Consider the following 13446-nt stretch of genomic DNA (forward strand, 5'->3'; position numbering starts at 1 on the left):
ACGAGTGGGTGGTGGTGGGCGACGGGAGGGCCGAACGTCCGAATCCGGCCTGGACCTCCCCATCTCACCACGGACCGTCATAATTGTGGTGGGCTCGGTGGAGCCGCGGCCGAGGCAAGCACAGCATCGAGGTGGAGGTGGCACGGCGGGTGGCCCAACGTACTGTAAGCACAGGCACGGCCACGGACGCGCGCGGCTCCCGCAGGCGGCCCGGGACCGGCTCCTACCCGCTTCCGCCCTACGCCCACCGACCGCGCCAGCGGCTGGGCCTGGGCGTCACGCTGGTCCTGCTCACCGGCCTGACCGCGATGGGCTTCGCCGCCTTCGTCAGCGTCTCCGCGCTTTCCGGCCCCGCCCACGCCGGACCGGTGCCGGACGGGCCGCGGGCGGCTCCGGTGTCGGCCGGGGCCCCGGCGCCGCAGGACTCCGGCGCCGGCGCCCTCGCCGGAAACCCCCTCTACGACAGCGGCGAGATGGCCCGCGTCACCTGCCCCGCCCCCGGGCTCGACCCCGGCGATCCGGCGTCGATGGAGGACTTCCTGCACGAGATCACCGACTGTCTGGACACCGCCTGGCGCAAGCAGTTGACGGAGTCCGGCGTCGAGTTCGAGCCGCCCACGCGGGTCTATTGGTACACCGCGGGCCAGAGCCCGTGCGGGAGCTATCCCGCGGCCGGTACAGCCGCGTTCTACTGTCAGGCTAATGAAGGGCTGTATCTGGGTATCCAGGACATTGTGGAGAACTCGGCCGAGAACGAACATCCCGAGGCGTACACGTTCCTACTCAGCCATGAATACGCCCACCACGTGCAGGGCGAGGCGGGCGTCCTGGGCCGCTTCCACGCCGTGCGGGCGGCGAAGGGCGACGGCGCGGCCAAGGACGAACTCACCCGGCGCAACGAGCTGCAAGCCAACTGCCTGGGCGGACTCTTCCTGGGCTCCGTGGCCGGCAGCTATCCGATCGGTTCGCAGGAGCACGCCAACATCCTCGCCGACGCCGAGCGGCGCGGCGACTTCGCGCCCGGCGACCGCACACACGGCTCGCCGGACAACGGGCGGTTGTGGACGGACCACGGGATGGATCGGAGCGATCCGGCGGCGTGCAACACCTGGGAAGCGCGAAAGGACCTGGTCGAGTGAGCATCACGACGAGCTCCGGCGCGGCGCCCGGTTCGACCGCGCCGCGACCGGACTGATCGGGTCCGGCGGGTAGCGCATGCGGGCGTTCACCGGACGGCCCCCGGCCGGCCAGAGCGGCGGCGGCACCGCCGGCCGCCGTACAGCGCTGTACTCCGCCCTGGCCGCGCTGCTGCTGGGGCTGACGCTGATCACCGTGGTCGCGACCGAGGGCACCGACAGGTTCGGCGCCGAGCCCGCATCGACCTCCGGCCGTTCCGACCCCGACCTCGCGGGCACTCCCGATCCGCCGGCCGACACCCGCCGCCCCTCCGGGCGGCCGGCCCTGGTCGACAACCCCCTCTACGAGACGGGCCGGCTGATGCCGCTGCCGTGCCCGGCGCCGCAGCTGGACGTGCACGACCCCGCGTCCGTCGAGCGGTTCCTCGACACGATCACCGACTGCCTGGACGACGCCTGGAAGCGCCAGTTCGACGAGGCGGGGATCCCCTTCGAAACGCCGAAGCGCGTCTACTGGAGCGAAGGCGGCTCCAGTCCGTGCCGCGACTACCCCTCGGCCGCCGGCGCGTTCTACTGCCGAGCGGTCAAGAGCGTCTACATCGGTACCAGCGACGTGGTCGAGAAGTGGGGCGGCAACGAGGAGGGCGCGGTCTACGCCTCGCTGCTGGCCCACGAGTACGGCCACCACGTGCAGGGGGAGGCCGGACTGCTGGAGTACTACCACGACAAGCGCGCCGAGGAGTCCTCCCGCCCCGAGAGCAACGAATGGACCCGCAAGTCCGAGCTGCAGGCCAACTGCCTGGCCGGAGTCTTCCTGGGCGCGATCGAGGTCAGCTACCCGCTGGAGGAGGAGGACGTCGACGCCGTCCTCGACGACGCGGCGGCCACCGCCGACCGTGCCGACGCCCCCGACGAGGACCGCACCCACGGCACCGCCGAGAACAGCGTCCTATGGCTGGAACACGGCTTGGAGCAGCAGTCCCCCGGCGCCTGCAACACCTGGTCGGTCGAGGACGAGTCGCTGGTCCAGTAGCCCCTGCTCCGCTGCTCCGCTGCTCTGACAGGAGCGACGGCCCCTGCCGTACTCTGCGCCCGGTCCCGGTTCTGTGAGACCGCTCTCGCGCCCCCATGAGGGGCTGGGAGAATCGGCGGCATGCCGGAGATGCGGGCGGTCGAGCTGCGGGTGCACGGGGTCAGCGGTGGGCAGGCCGAGGAGCTGCTGGACGTCGAACCCGCGGTGCGGGTGTCCGGCGATCCGCTCGCCGGGTTCTTCCGGTGGCGGCGCAAGCGCGACACCGAAACCGTGCCCGGCGTCCCCCGCGAGATATTCGCCTGGGGCAAGCTGACGTCGGGGCGCTCCTCACGTGCGCTGTGGCTGCTGCTCCTGCCGTTCATGCTGGCCAACATCGCCTACTGGATGCGGCCCGCCCGCAGCGCCGAGGCGCCCTCACGGGGCATGGCCGCGGCCGAGCGCCTCTACGGTGCCGCCGCCCGCCTGCTCGCCTTGAGCCTGACCGCGCTGCTGGTACTGGCGGCGGCCGGAGTGGGCATGGATCTGGTCGGCTGGCAGTGCGCCGGCTACGGCCGCTCGTGCGCCGAGCTGCGCCCGCTGCTGGGCATGCTCGCCGCGCCCGGAGCGCCCCTGGCAGAGCCGGCCCGAGCGCTGGCTGCGGGTGCGCTGCTTCCGCTGCTGGTCATCGGGCTGCTGTGGGTGCTGTCACGGCGCAGCGAGGCCACGGCCGTGGCCTCGGCCCTGCCCGAGCCTGCACCGGGACCGCATGCGCCGCTGAGCACGGCGGGATTCTGGCAGGACGGCGCCACAACGGCGCGGTTGCGCTCGGCGCACGTCGCGGTGGCGGTGTCGGTGGTCGCCTTCCTGCTGACCGCTCCGGCGCTGCACCACGACGTGGGATCGCTGCGCGGAACCGCGGCGGGGCTGCCGATCGCCGGGCTGCTCGGTGGCGTCGCCGTGCTGAGCGCCGCGGGCGCGGTGCTGCCGGGCTCCCCGTCCCGGTGGCACCGCCGGGCCGACACCGCATGCCGACTGCTGCGAAACACGGCGCTGGTGCTGCTCGGCGCCGCGCTGGTCTACGCCCTGTGGCCGCGTCCGGGCTGGAGCGCGGAGGGACAGCTGCCGTTGTACTCGACGGTGCTGAACGTGCTGCTCGCCGTCCAGTGTGTGCTGGGGGCGCTGCTGTTGGCCACCGCCTTCGCCCTGCATCGCGGGGCCGGCTCACCGCAGCGGGTGCCGCTGGCGGGGGCGGCAGGGCCGGCGACCGCGATCCTGGGCACCCTTCTCGGCGGTGCGCTTTCGGCGGCGGTGGTCTACCAGGCGGCGGGATGGCTGGGCGGCTGCTACTTTCCGGGCGCCGAGGCCGGCGGCTGCATCGTGCTGCGGCCCGCCGCCGCCTACTCCTGGCTGCAGCTCGCCTTCACCCTGGAGGCCGCGATCGCGCTGCTGTGTGCGGGCGCTGGGGCGGCGACGCTGCGGCACCGGGCACGCCGCCAGACCGAGGAGGTGGCGGCTGTGTACGGCACGCCGGCCGATGCGGGCCGCACCGGTGGCATCGCCCGGGCCCGGGCCTTCGGCGGTGTCGCCGAGTACCTGCCGCCGTCGGTGGCCGCGCTGCTGCTGCCGGTCGCGGCCCTGGTGGCACTGGTGCTGTACTCGGCGCTGACCGGGCAACTGACCGCGGTGCCCGGAGGCGACGGCGGCCCGGAGCCGCCGACCGGAGCCGCCGAGGGATGGCCGCAGGCGGTGCTGACGGTGCTGGTGGCGGTCGGTTCGTTCCTGGGCGGCGGCTTCCTGGCGGCGCTGATGCTGCTGGGAGGCAGCGCCTACCGCGACGAGCCCACGCGCCAGGCCGTGGGGGTGCTGTGGGACGTCGGCACGTTCTGGCCGCGCCTGGCGCACCCGCTGGCCCCGCCCTCCTACGGAGAACGGGCGGTCCCTCAGCTCGTGGCGCGCGTGACCGACATGGCCGACCGCGGAACGGGCGTGGTGCTCTCCGGGCACTCGCAGGGGTCGGTGCTTGCGGCGGCGACGCTGTGGCAGGCGCCGACGCGGGTGCGTGAGCGGGTGGTGCTGATCACCCACGGCTCCCCGCTCTCGCGGCTGTACGCGCGCTACTTCCCCGCCTACCTCGGTCCGCTGGCGCTGAGCGACCTGCGCGGTCGCGCGGCCCACTGGCGAAACCTGTGGCGCGCCACCGACCCGATCGGGGGCCCGGTGCTGGCCGACGAGGACGGCAGGGTGCGGGCCGCGGGCCATGCCGAGCCGCTGCCCGACCCGCGCCACTACGGGGTGCGCCCCGGCGAGGCGCTGTATCCGCCGATTCTCGGCCACTCCTACTACACGCGCGATCCTCTGTACGCGGAGTCCGTGCTCCACGCCGCGACGCTGCTCACCGAAGGGATCGAGGCCGCGCAGGAGGCGCGCGGCTCCGCCGTTCCGGCCGCACGCAGCGGCGGCACCGCCCCGGGCGAGCCGAAGCAGCGGCTCACAGTCGGCGAGGCCCGCCGCCGCACCGCGTCCCCGGAGGGGCCGGGGCTACCAGGGGCCGTAGGGGCCGTCGTTCCGTCCGACGCCCCGCACAGCGGGTCGGACGTCGAGGAGGTAGATGAGGGCGGCGATCAGCGCGATGAAGACGAAGAAGCGCATTGAGGTGAACACCGCGCTGAAGGAGACGAACGTCCCCACAGCCAGCAGCCCCACCCACAGCTTCTTGGTCTGCTTGTCCATGACGGGAAATGCCTGGGCAGGCGTGCGGACCGCGTCGACCAGGGCGTACAGGCTGGCGACGAAGATCGCGACGTAGATGAGCCACCAAAGCATGTCCAGGATGCCGAGCACAGAACGCTCCGAACCTCGTGGCGGATGGTCTGCCGGTGGCGCTGCCTCCGGCCTTTCCCAGACTAAACGCGCGAACGCCGACGATCGTGCCCGGACGGGAACGCGGCCGCGCACCACCACACACCTGGGGCGGCCGATCCGGTCCCGGCTCTACGCATCAGCGTTGATCTTGTACCTACGGTCATTGTGTGCGATCACATGTGACCGTAGGTACAAGATCAACGGGGGAAAGCCCGGCCGGGCCGCCCGCCGGCCGCGTTACCGACCTCCCGAGACACCACGCCTAGAGCGGCATGCTCCACAGCACCATGATGGTGCCCAGCAAGGCCACCGCGGCGGAGAGCACGGCGGTGGTCTGGCGGCGGCTCAGCTGCTGGACCGGGTAGAGCAGCCGCGAGACGCGGGTGAGCACCTCGGGTTCGTCGGTGGTCACGGCCAGGGCTCCGGCCGGGACCTGCGAGGTGCCCGAGGCGCCGAAGCGCAGCAGCGCCATCGCCAGCTCCTTGGGGGAGCGCTCGCGGCGCGCCTGGTCGTCGGCGCACATCTCGATCAGCAGGGCGACGGCGCGGTAGTAGACCTCGATCATGCGCACGTGCGGAAACGCCCGCTTGAGCGAGGAGAACGGCAGCAGCACCAGGTCGTGGCGCTGGCGCAGGTGGGCGTGCTCGTGGGCGATGACGGCGGCGAGCTCGCTGCGGTCGAGCACCTCGAGGGCGCCGGCGCTGACGACCACCTCCGAGCGCAGCACGCCGGGCAGGCAGTAGGCGGCGGCCGCGGGGTGGTCGAGGATGCGCGCGCCGGGAACCTCGGGGTCGTCGTGGGCGACCAGTCCGAGCAGGTCGTGGTGGCGGCGCCGCACGCGCAGCACCTGAACGAAGGACGCCACCAGCCCGCTGAACAGCAGCAGGGTGAGGCTGAAGGCGAGGATCACCGCCCCGACCTGCGTCGCGCCCAGTGTGGTCCCGGCGATCGTGGAGAGGTAGAGGTCGTGGGACCTCGCGTCGTCGACGAGTGCGATCAGCCCGCCCACGACGCCGCGCCCGTAGGGGGCGAGCCCGAAGGCGAGCAGGGCTCCGATGGTGGAGAAGCCCCAGGCCAGGCCGAGCACCTGCCAGACGATGACAGCCACGTAGGGGCCCCTGCGGGGCCACGAGGCTTGGCGGAACCGTGCCGCTGCCACGCAGCAGCTGACTGCGATGGCGCTGAGCAGTGCGGCACTGACCATTCGGCTATGTCCTCGGCTCGTCGGTGTCCTCTAGCGCGCGCCGGAGCGCCTCGGCCTCGTTGCCGTTCATGGAACGGACGAAGGCCGCCAGCGCGGCGTCGCGGTCGCCGGTCTCGCCGAGGGCGTCGATCATGAGCTCCGAGACGTAGTTCTCACGACTCGCAGCCGGGCGGTAGCGCCATGCGCGCCCTTCACGGTCACGTGCCACGACCCCCTTCTTGGCGAGGCGGTCCAGCACGGTCATCACGGTGGTGTGGGCGAGGTCGCGGTCAGCCAGTGCACGGCCCACATCGCGGACCGTCAATGGCTCATTGCGCTGCCACAGTACATCCATCACCGCGCGTTCGAGGTCACCGAGCCGATTCATGACTCCGAGTCTACTCCCGGTAGTACTACACGCCGTCGCGACCCGGCCTCCCGGCCCGCTGCGCCACGTTTTACCCGGATTCGAGCTGTGGATACCGTCTCAGCTCAATCCGGTCACATGGACGATCACGATCTCTCCTTGGTGATGGGCGAGCAGGAACTTGATCGACCCGGGGCTATCAGCGAACGGGAACCCACGGAGGCCGCCGCTACGTCGACCGGGCGCCCGGCATCGTCTGCGTCGGCCCCCATGAAGACGAGCTCGGCCGCAACCCGATATCCGGCAGCACGGCGGGGAAGTGGGATAGGCGTGGGCCGTACCTCCGCTGAAGGGACCAGGATGGACATCACTCTGGTGCAGGGCGACATCACCGAGCAGCCGGTGGACGCCGTCGTCAACGCCGCGAACTCCTCGCTGATGGGCGGCGGCGGAGTCGACGGGGCCATTCACCGGGCCGGAGGGGCCGAGATCCTCCAGGAGTGCCGACGGCTGCGTGACACGTCTCATCCCGACGGTTTGCCGGCCGGCGACGCGGTGGCCACGACGGCGGGCAGAATGCCCGCTGCATGGGTGATCCACACGGTCGGGCCGGTCTACAGCACCTCCGAGGACCGCTCCGCCACCCTCGCCTCGTGCTATCGGCGCAGCCTGGAGGTCGCCGACGGGCTGAACGCCGCCGGCGTCGCGTTTCCCGCCGTTTCGACCGGCGTCTACGGCTGGCCGATGGACGATGCGGCCCGGATCGCCGTGCGGTCGGTCCAGGAATCCTCCACTACAGTGGGTGAAGTCCGGTTCGTGCTTTTCAGTCCAGACGCGTACGAGGCCTTCGCCCGCGCGCTCGGACACAACACCGGACCGATTCCTTGACCTTGGCCTTTAGGATCTCTGTGTGTTCACGACACTCTCCCGCAAAACCGCGGTCCTCGTGGCATCCTCACTCGTCGTAGCTACAGCGGGCACGCTCGCAGCGATGCAGGAGGATGTCCCCGCCCCCGGCGGCGCCTCCGCACAGGCCGCCGGCGCCGCGATGCTCCCCGGAGGCGAGTCCCCGGTACACCCGCGCCCCGGCAAAGTCGCCTCGTGCGACGAGTCGGGCTCCAACGAGATCGTCGAGGTGCCCGACAAGGGAGCCCCCGACGGCAAGCGCCCCATCTGGGTGCGCCGGCCGCCCGGCCCCGACAGCGCCGACATGCCGGTGCTCTACCTGCTCCACGGCTCGACCACCACCCACCTCGACGTCCGAGACGCCGGTGTGGGCGAGGCCCTCGACGAGCAGATGTGCCGCACCGGCGTGGAGTTCGTCGTCGCCGCCCCCTTCGGCCAGGAAGTCGGAGGCAGCGACACCGAGTGGGGCGACGCCGCCGACGGCGACTTCGAGATCGAGACGTTCGTCACAGACAAGGCCGTCGACGCCGTGGAGGGCGAGCACACCCGTCCGCGCGAGCTGCGCGCAATCGGCGGGTTCTCCATGGGCGGCTACGGCGCGGCCGCGCTGTCGCTGCGCCACCCCGGCACCTACTCCCAGGCCGTCAGCTGGGCCGGCTACTTCAAGGTCGACGACCCCAGCGACACCTTCGGTGACAACCCCGACGCCCACGCGCCCGACCAGCTCCTCGGCGACAAGAGCGTCCGCGACATCCGGTTCATGCTGGTCGAGGGCGAGGACGACCACACGCCGCTGCAGACCGGCAGCATCAACGGCGAGGCGGAGCGCTTCGAGAAGCTGCTGCGCAAGCGCGACATGACGGTCGAGACCATGCACCCCGAGGGCGGCCACAAGTGGGACACCTGGGTGCCCACCTTCCCCGAGTCCGTCGACTTCCTGGTCGAGGGCTGGACCTCGCCCGGCGGATCCGCCGCCGACCGGGACGGCTGAGCCGGCCCCGCCGATCCGCTGTCCCGGCGGCGGCCCGGCCGCGGCGCATGCGGCACCTGAAGACCGGCGCTGTTCCCCGAACCCGACCCCGGTTGCCGGGGCGCGGACCCTGCGCGGCCATGATGGAACACTGCGCGCCCGCCCCCTGTTGAGCGGAGGAGGCGTACGGCCGTGCTGGGCGGGCGCCGGGCACGGTGCCCACGCCTGGGCCCCGTATCCGGTGCGGAGCCGACCGGGCCGATCGGTTCCGCCGGGCCCGGGGCGCACCAACGGACAGGACCGGAAGGGACTCGAGCAGTGGCGGACACCCCTGACGCGCCGGAGGCAGGACCCGCACAGCACATCCCGGCCGCCGATCCGACCGAACTCGGCCGGGGCGGCGGGATCCGCGCATCCGGCGGCGCGCTTCCGCGCCGGGTCGCCTCGGTCAGCCTGCACACGTCTCCCCTGGAACAGCCCGGCAGCGGCGACGCCGGCGGGCTGAACGTCTACACGGTGGAGGTGGCCAAGCGCCTCGCCGCCCGCGGCATCGCCACCGACGTCTTCACCCGTGCCACCCACCCGGAACAGCCGCCGCTCGTGGAGATGGCGCCCGGCGTCACAGTGCGCCACGTCCCTGCCGGCCCCTACGGCTCCCTGGACAAATCCGCCCTGGCGCACTACCTGTGCCCGTTCATCTTCGGCGTCCTGCAGGCCGAGGCTCTCAACGACCCCGGCCATTACGACCTCGTGCACGGCCACTACTGGCTTTCCGGCCGCGCCGGCCTGGCCGCCGCTCAGCGCTGGGGCGTGCCGCTGGTGCAGTCGATGCACACTCTGGCCAAGGTGAAGAACCTGGCCCTGGCCCAGGGCGACTCCGCCGAGCCCGACTACCGGGTGCGCGGCGAGGACCATCTGGTGCGCCACGCCGACCACCTGGTCGCCAACACCCCCGTCGAGTCGAGCCAGCTCGTCGAGCACTACGGCGCCGACCCCTTCCGGGTCAGCACCGTGCCGCCGGGGGTCGACCTGGACGTCTTCAGCCCCGGGTCGCGGCACGAGGCCCTGCGCCGGATCGGCTTGGCCGAGGACACCGAACTGCTGCTGTTCGTCGGCCGCGTACAGCGGCTCAAGGCGCCCGACGTGCTGCTGCGCTCGGCCGCGGCGCTGCTGGAGCGCGACCCGTCGCTGCGCGAGCGGCTGGTGGTGGCCATCGTCGGAGGACTGTCGGGCGGCGACCTGGCCCAGCCGCGCCGTCTGGCCGAGCTGGCGCGGTCGCTGGGTGTCGCCGACGTCGTGCGCTGGGAGCCGCCGCGCTCGCGCGCCGAACTCGTGTCGTTCTACCGCGCGGCCACGGCCACGGTGGTGCCTTCCTACTCCGAGTCCTTCGGACTGGTGGCCGTGGAGTCCGAGGCCTGCGGCACCCCCGTCGTCGCCGCGCGTGTGGGCGGACTGCCCACGGCGGTACGCGACAACGTCTCCGGCGTGCTCGTCGACGGCCACGACCCCGACGACTACGCGCGTGTGCTGCACCGGCTCATCCGGGAGCCGGCCCGGCGCGACGCGCTCGGCTCGGCCGCCGTCGCCCACGCGGCACGGCTGGGCTGGGAGGCGACGGTCGACGGACTGCTGGAGGTCTACCGTGGAACCCTGGTCGGCGAGCGGCTGCCGATGGCCTCGGGCCAGTAACCCCGAGGGGCCGGAGTCCCGTCGGCCGGACGGCGGGCCCGGCGCCGCGCGCCGAATACCGCCCGGCAGTCTGAGGAGGGAAGGTCACCCGCACATGTCAACCGGAGCCAGAGCCGACGCCGTCCAGGCCGTGGAGACCGCGGTCGAGGAGGCCGGCCTTGAGGTCGAGCGCCCCGATCCCGAGTCCTTCGTCGTCGCGCTGCCCGGGCAGCGCAAGCTCAACACGATGGTGTGGCTGAGCGTGGGCGAACACAGCCTGCTGGTGAAGACGTTCTTCTGCCGCCACCCCGACGAGAACGAGGGCGGGTTCTACCGCTGGCTGCTGCAGAAGAACGACGGCATGTACGGCATGGCCTTCTCCACCGACGAGGTGGGCGACGTATACATCGTGGGCAGGCTGCCGCTGCCCGGGATCACGCCCGAGGAGGTGGACCGCCTGCTGGGGTGCGTACTGACCTACTCGGACGAGAACTTCAACGCCGCCTTGGAGCGCGGCTTCGCCTCCTCCATCCGCAAGGAGTGGGAGTGGCGTCATCGGCGGGGGTACAGCATGCGCAACCTGCAGGCGTTCCGCCATCTGGTCGAGGAGGGGGACGGCAGCACGGCCGACGCCTGAACCGCCCCGCCGCCTCCCCTTCCCGCGGATTGGTCTGGACCACTCCGCGGCCTGTGGCGGACCCGCGGGGGCGGAGTCGCTAGGCTGGCTGCCATGGCGACTCTTGTTCTACTGCGACACGGCGAAAGCGTCTGGAACGCCGAAGGGCTGTTCACCGGCTGGGTGGACGTCGACCTTTCGGCTGCCGGCGAGGAGGAGGCGCGCAGGGGCGGTCGACTGCTGCGTGAAGCCGGCCTGTCCCCCACCATCGTGCACACGTCGGTCCTCAAGCGCGCGACCCGCACGGCCAACCTCGCGCTGGACGAGGCCGACCTCACCTGGCTGCCGGTACGGCGCTCCTGGCGGCTCAACGAGCGCCACTACGGCGCGCTGCAGGGCAAGGACAAGGCCCAGACCCGCGAGAAGTACGGCGAAGAGCAGTTCATGCTCTGGCGGCGCTCCTATGACACCCCGCCGCCGCCGATCGACGACGACGACCCGTACTCGCAGGTGGGCGACCGCCGCTACAGCCGGCTCCCGTCCGAATTGATGCCGCGTACCGAGTGCCTCGCCGACGTCGTGGACCGGATGCTGCCCTACTGGTACGACACGATCGTGCCCGACCTGGCCGAGGACCGCACCGTGCTGGTCGCCGCCCACGGCAACTCGCTGCGCGCGCTGGTCAAGCACCTCGACGGCGTCGACGCCGAGACCATCGCCGGGCTGAACATCCCGACCGGCATCCCGCTCGTCTACGACCTCGACGACGACTTCGCGCCGCGCAAGACGGGCGGCGAGTACCTCGACCCCGAGGCCGCCAAGGAGGCCATCGAGGCCGTGAAGAACCAGGGCAAGAAGTAGCCCCACCGGCTCCGGCCCCCGGCACACGGCCCCTGCCCGCACCCGCGGCGGGGGCCTTTGCCTTTGGGGGCGTGTCCTTGCAGGCGCAGGCGTCTACGGTGCCGAGAGGCAAGCGAGTACACGCTCCCGGGGCGCGGGTCAGGCGCGAGAACGTTCTCAGACGATGGGCCGACGCTCATCCCAGCAGTTCTTCGGAGCGGTCCCAGAGCCGGCGGGCCAGGTCGGCGTCGAGGGCCTGGGGGTTGACGCGCTTCGCCGGCTTGCGCCTCTCGTAGTAGGCGCCGGAGGACCAGTCGATGCCGGGCCGGCCCTGAGCGAGCCAGACGAGCTGGTCGGCGCCCTTCTCCGGGGTGATCAGGAGGGACCGGCCGATGCGGTTGCCGGTGATGTACTTCAGGATGCTGTCGGACTCGGTGGCGAAGCTCGTCGCGACGTTGCCCGGATGGAAGGCGGCGGTGGAGACGCCCTGCGCGTGGTAGCGGCGGTGCAGTTCCCTGGTGAAGAGGATGTTCTCCAGTTTGGCGGCGTTGTAGGCCCGCACCGCGCCGAATCTCCTGTCCTGGTCGAGGTCGTCGAGGTCGACGGGACCGCTCATGCGCGCGCCGACACTCGAGGTCTGGACCACCGTCGCCTTGCCGGCGATGAGCGTGTCCATCAGCAGCCGAGTGAGCAGGAACGGCGCCAGGTGGTTGATCTGGAAGGTCTTCTCGAAGCCGTCGACCGTCTTGGTGCGGTCGCCGAAGACGCCGCCGGCGTTGTTGGCGAGTACGTCGATGCGTGGGTACGCGGTGTTCAGTTCGGCGGCGAGCCCGCGGACCTCGTCGAGGCTCGCGAAGTCGGCGAGGTGGTGATCGGCGCCGATCTCGCGGGCGACGGCCCGGGTCTTCTGCGGAGAGCGACCGACGATGACGACGCGGTGGCCGTCCCGATGGAGTCGGCGGGCCGCCGCAGCGCCGATGCCGTCGCTGGCGCCGGTGATGACGATGGTCTTGCCCTGATTCATGTTCTTCCCCCGGTACCGAAGCGACCCTGAACGATGTCAGCGTACGCCCAATCTGTCAGCTACTGTCAATATAGGCGTTTCCTGCTAGGATCGGTGCACCATGAGCGAGAGAACGCCCGGTCTGCGGGAGCGCACCCGCCTGGCGGTGCAGAAGGAGATCGCCGAGGCCGCCGATGCGCTGTTCGTCGAGCGCGGCTTCGAAGCCACGACCGTCGACGACATCGCGGCGGCCGTAGGCATGTCCCAGCGCAGCGTCTTCCGCTACTTCGCCACGAAAGAGGAGATCGTTCTCGGCAAGTTCGACCTCGTCGTGGACGACATGCTCGCCGCCCTGCGCGCGCGCCCGGCCGACGAGGCGGTCTGGACGTCACTGCACCGCGTGTTCGACGTGCTGGTATCCCTTGCGGAGAAGCCGGGCCACGAGGAGATGGTGGAGCCGATCCATCGGGTGGTCTTCGAGACTCCCGCGCTGCTCGCCGGCTACCTGCAGAAGCTGCAGCACATGCAGGACGCCGTCGTCACCGAACTGCGCGACCGCGCCGATGCCGCCGGCACCCCCTACGCGGTCGACGATCCGACGCCCCGCGCGCTGACCGCTGCGGCGTTCGGATGCCTCGTGGCCGCGCAGCACTCCTGGCTCGCCTCCGGCGCGAAGGGGTCCTTCGCCGACGCCGTCGACCGCGCCATGGCCACGGTCGGCCCCCGTCCCTGACAGCGAAACCCGGATTACTCCAGGCACGTCCCTACCGCTCGATCGCGCTGCCAGCCGGTTGCCGCGTGCAACCGCCGCCCCCGAGGCGGTCCTCCGCCCGCGGAGCCGCGGCGGCGGCGTACCGGTCGCTCCGCCGGCCGGTGATCGACA

The 13446-nt window shown here is 71.8% G+C and carries 13 protein-coding genes; 9 read left to right on the forward strand and 4 right to left on the reverse strand.

Going from position 1 to position 13446, the window contains the following annotated elements:
• Positions 1 to 149: 149 nt before the first annotated feature.
• From LP52_RS07565 to LP52_RS07575, 3 genes are all read left to right on the forward strand, one after another.
• Positions 150 to 1139, forward strand: coding sequence for a neutral zinc metallopeptidase (locus LP52_RS07565; protein WP_052809582.1), 990 nt, complete (start codon positions 150 to 152; stop codon positions 1137 to 1139).
• Between the two features lie 76 nt (positions 1140 to 1215).
• Entirely contained in the window at positions 1216 to 2169 is a 954-nt protein-coding gene (locus tag LP52_RS07570) for a neutral zinc metallopeptidase (RefSeq protein WP_052809575.1), read from the forward strand.
• A gap of 120 nt (positions 2170 to 2289) precedes the next feature.
• Positions 2290 to 4800, forward strand: a complete 2511-nt coding sequence (locus tag LP52_RS07575) for a hypothetical protein (protein ID WP_052809576.1) — start codon at positions 2290 to 2292, stop codon at positions 4798 to 4800.
• On the opposite strand, the gene LP52_RS26350 is transcribed toward LP52_RS07575, so the two are convergent.
• From LP52_RS26350 to LP52_RS07585, 3 genes are all read right to left on the reverse strand, one after another.
• Positions 4687 to 4980 (reverse strand): DUF2516 family protein, encoded by a 294-nt coding sequence (locus LP52_RS26350; protein ID WP_157036258.1) that lies wholly within the window; start codon positions 4978 to 4980, stop codon positions 4687 to 4689. The two genes, LP52_RS07575 and LP52_RS26350, sit on opposite strands and share 114 nt — an antisense overlap.
• A 292-nt stretch (positions 4981 to 5272) precedes the next feature.
• Positions 5273 to 6214 (reverse strand): M56 family metallopeptidase, encoded by a 942-nt coding sequence (locus LP52_RS07580; protein WP_040271948.1) that lies wholly within the window; start codon positions 6212 to 6214, stop codon positions 5273 to 5275.
• Between the two features lie 4 nt (positions 6215 to 6218).
• A complete protein-coding gene (locus tag LP52_RS07585) occupies positions 6219 to 6581 on the reverse strand; it encodes a BlaI/MecI/CopY family transcriptional regulator (RefSeq protein ID WP_084722999.1) in 363 nt (120 codons plus the stop codon).
• A gap of 339 nt (positions 6582 to 6920) precedes the next feature.
• On the opposite strand from LP52_RS07585, the gene LP52_RS07590 reads away from it, so the two are divergent.
• The 5 genes from LP52_RS07590 (at position 6921) to LP52_RS07610 (ending at position 11581) form a co-directional block, all read left to right on the forward strand.
• Positions 6921 to 7448, forward strand: coding sequence for an O-acetyl-ADP-ribose deacetylase (locus LP52_RS07590; RefSeq protein WP_040271950.1), 528 nt, complete (start codon positions 6921 to 6923; stop codon positions 7446 to 7448).
• A 22-nt stretch (positions 7449 to 7470) separates the two neighbouring features.
• A complete protein-coding gene (locus LP52_RS07595; RefSeq protein ID WP_040271951.1) occupies positions 7471 to 8457 on the forward strand; it encodes an alpha/beta hydrolase in 987 nt (328 codons plus the stop codon).
• A gap of 384 nt (positions 8458 to 8841) precedes the next feature.
• A complete protein-coding gene (gene mshA / locus LP52_RS07600; protein WP_040272026.1) occupies positions 8842 to 10125 on the forward strand; it encodes a D-inositol-3-phosphate glycosyltransferase in 1284 nt (427 codons plus the stop codon).
• A 94-nt stretch (positions 10126 to 10219) separates the two neighbouring features.
• On the forward strand, positions 10220 to 10741 hold the full coding sequence (locus tag LP52_RS07605; RefSeq protein ID WP_040271953.1) for a YbjN domain-containing protein: 522 nt from the start codon (positions 10220 to 10222) through the stop codon (positions 10739 to 10741).
• 93 nt (positions 10742 to 10834) lie between these two features.
• Entirely contained in the window at positions 10835 to 11581 is a 747-nt protein-coding gene (locus tag LP52_RS07610; protein ID WP_040271954.1) for a phosphoglyceromutase, read from the forward strand.
• A 175-nt stretch (positions 11582 to 11756) separates the two neighbouring features.
• Here the strand turns inward: LP52_RS07610 and LP52_RS07615 are convergent, their stop codons facing one another.
• The gene (locus LP52_RS07615; protein ID WP_040271955.1) at positions 11757 to 12584 is read right to left on the reverse strand and encodes an SDR family NAD(P)-dependent oxidoreductase; all 828 of its coding nucleotides are present in this window, start codon (positions 12582 to 12584) and stop codon (positions 11757 to 11759) included.
• A 100-nt stretch (positions 12585 to 12684) separates the two neighbouring features.
• Between LP52_RS07615 and LP52_RS07620 the strand changes: the two genes are divergently transcribed.
• On the forward strand, positions 12685 to 13296 hold the full coding sequence (locus LP52_RS07620; RefSeq protein WP_040271956.1) for a TetR family transcriptional regulator: 612 nt from the start codon (positions 12685 to 12687) through the stop codon (positions 13294 to 13296).
• The last annotated feature ends 150 nt before the right edge of the window (positions 13297 to 13446 follow it).

The sequence above is a fragment of the Streptomonospora alba genome, assembly GCF_000826685.1.
GTDB classification, from domain to species: Bacteria; Actinomycetota; Actinomycetes; order Streptosporangiales; family Streptosporangiaceae; genus Streptomonospora; species Streptomonospora alba.

Excerpts from the sequence above, each read along its gene's own strand:
- LP52_RS07570 (WP_052809575.1), top strand. The coding sequence starts at position 1,216 with ATGCGGGCGTTCACCGGACGGCCCCCGGCCGGCCAGAGCGGCGGCGGC.
- LP52_RS07575 (WP_052809576.1), top strand. The coding sequence starts at position 2,290 with ATGCCGGAGATGCGGGCGGTCGAGCTGCGGGTGCACGGGGTCAGCGGT.
- LP52_RS07580 (WP_040271948.1), bottom strand. The coding sequence starts at position 6,214 with ATGGTCAGTGCCGCACTGCTCAGCGCCATCGCAGTCAGCTGCTGCGTG.
- LP52_RS07585 (WP_084722999.1), bottom strand. The coding sequence starts at position 6,581 with ATGAATCGGCTCGGTGACCTCGAACGCGCGGTGATGGATGTACTGTGG.
- LP52_RS07590 (WP_040271950.1), top strand. The coding sequence starts at position 6,921 with ATGGACATCACTCTGGTGCAGGGCGACATCACCGAGCAGCCGGTGGAC.
- LP52_RS07605 (WP_040271953.1), top strand. The coding sequence starts at position 10,220 with ATGTCAACCGGAGCCAGAGCCGACGCCGTCCAGGCCGTGGAGACCGCG.
- LP52_RS07610 (WP_040271954.1), top strand. The coding sequence starts at position 10,835 with ATGGCGACTCTTGTTCTACTGCGACACGGCGAAAGCGTCTGGAACGCC.
- LP52_RS07615 (WP_040271955.1), bottom strand. The coding sequence starts at position 12,584 with ATGAATCAGGGCAAGACCATCGTCATCACCGGCGCCAGCGACGGCATC.
- LP52_RS07620 (WP_040271956.1), top strand. The coding sequence starts at position 12,685 with ATGAGCGAGAGAACGCCCGGTCTGCGGGAGCGCACCCGCCTGGCGGTG.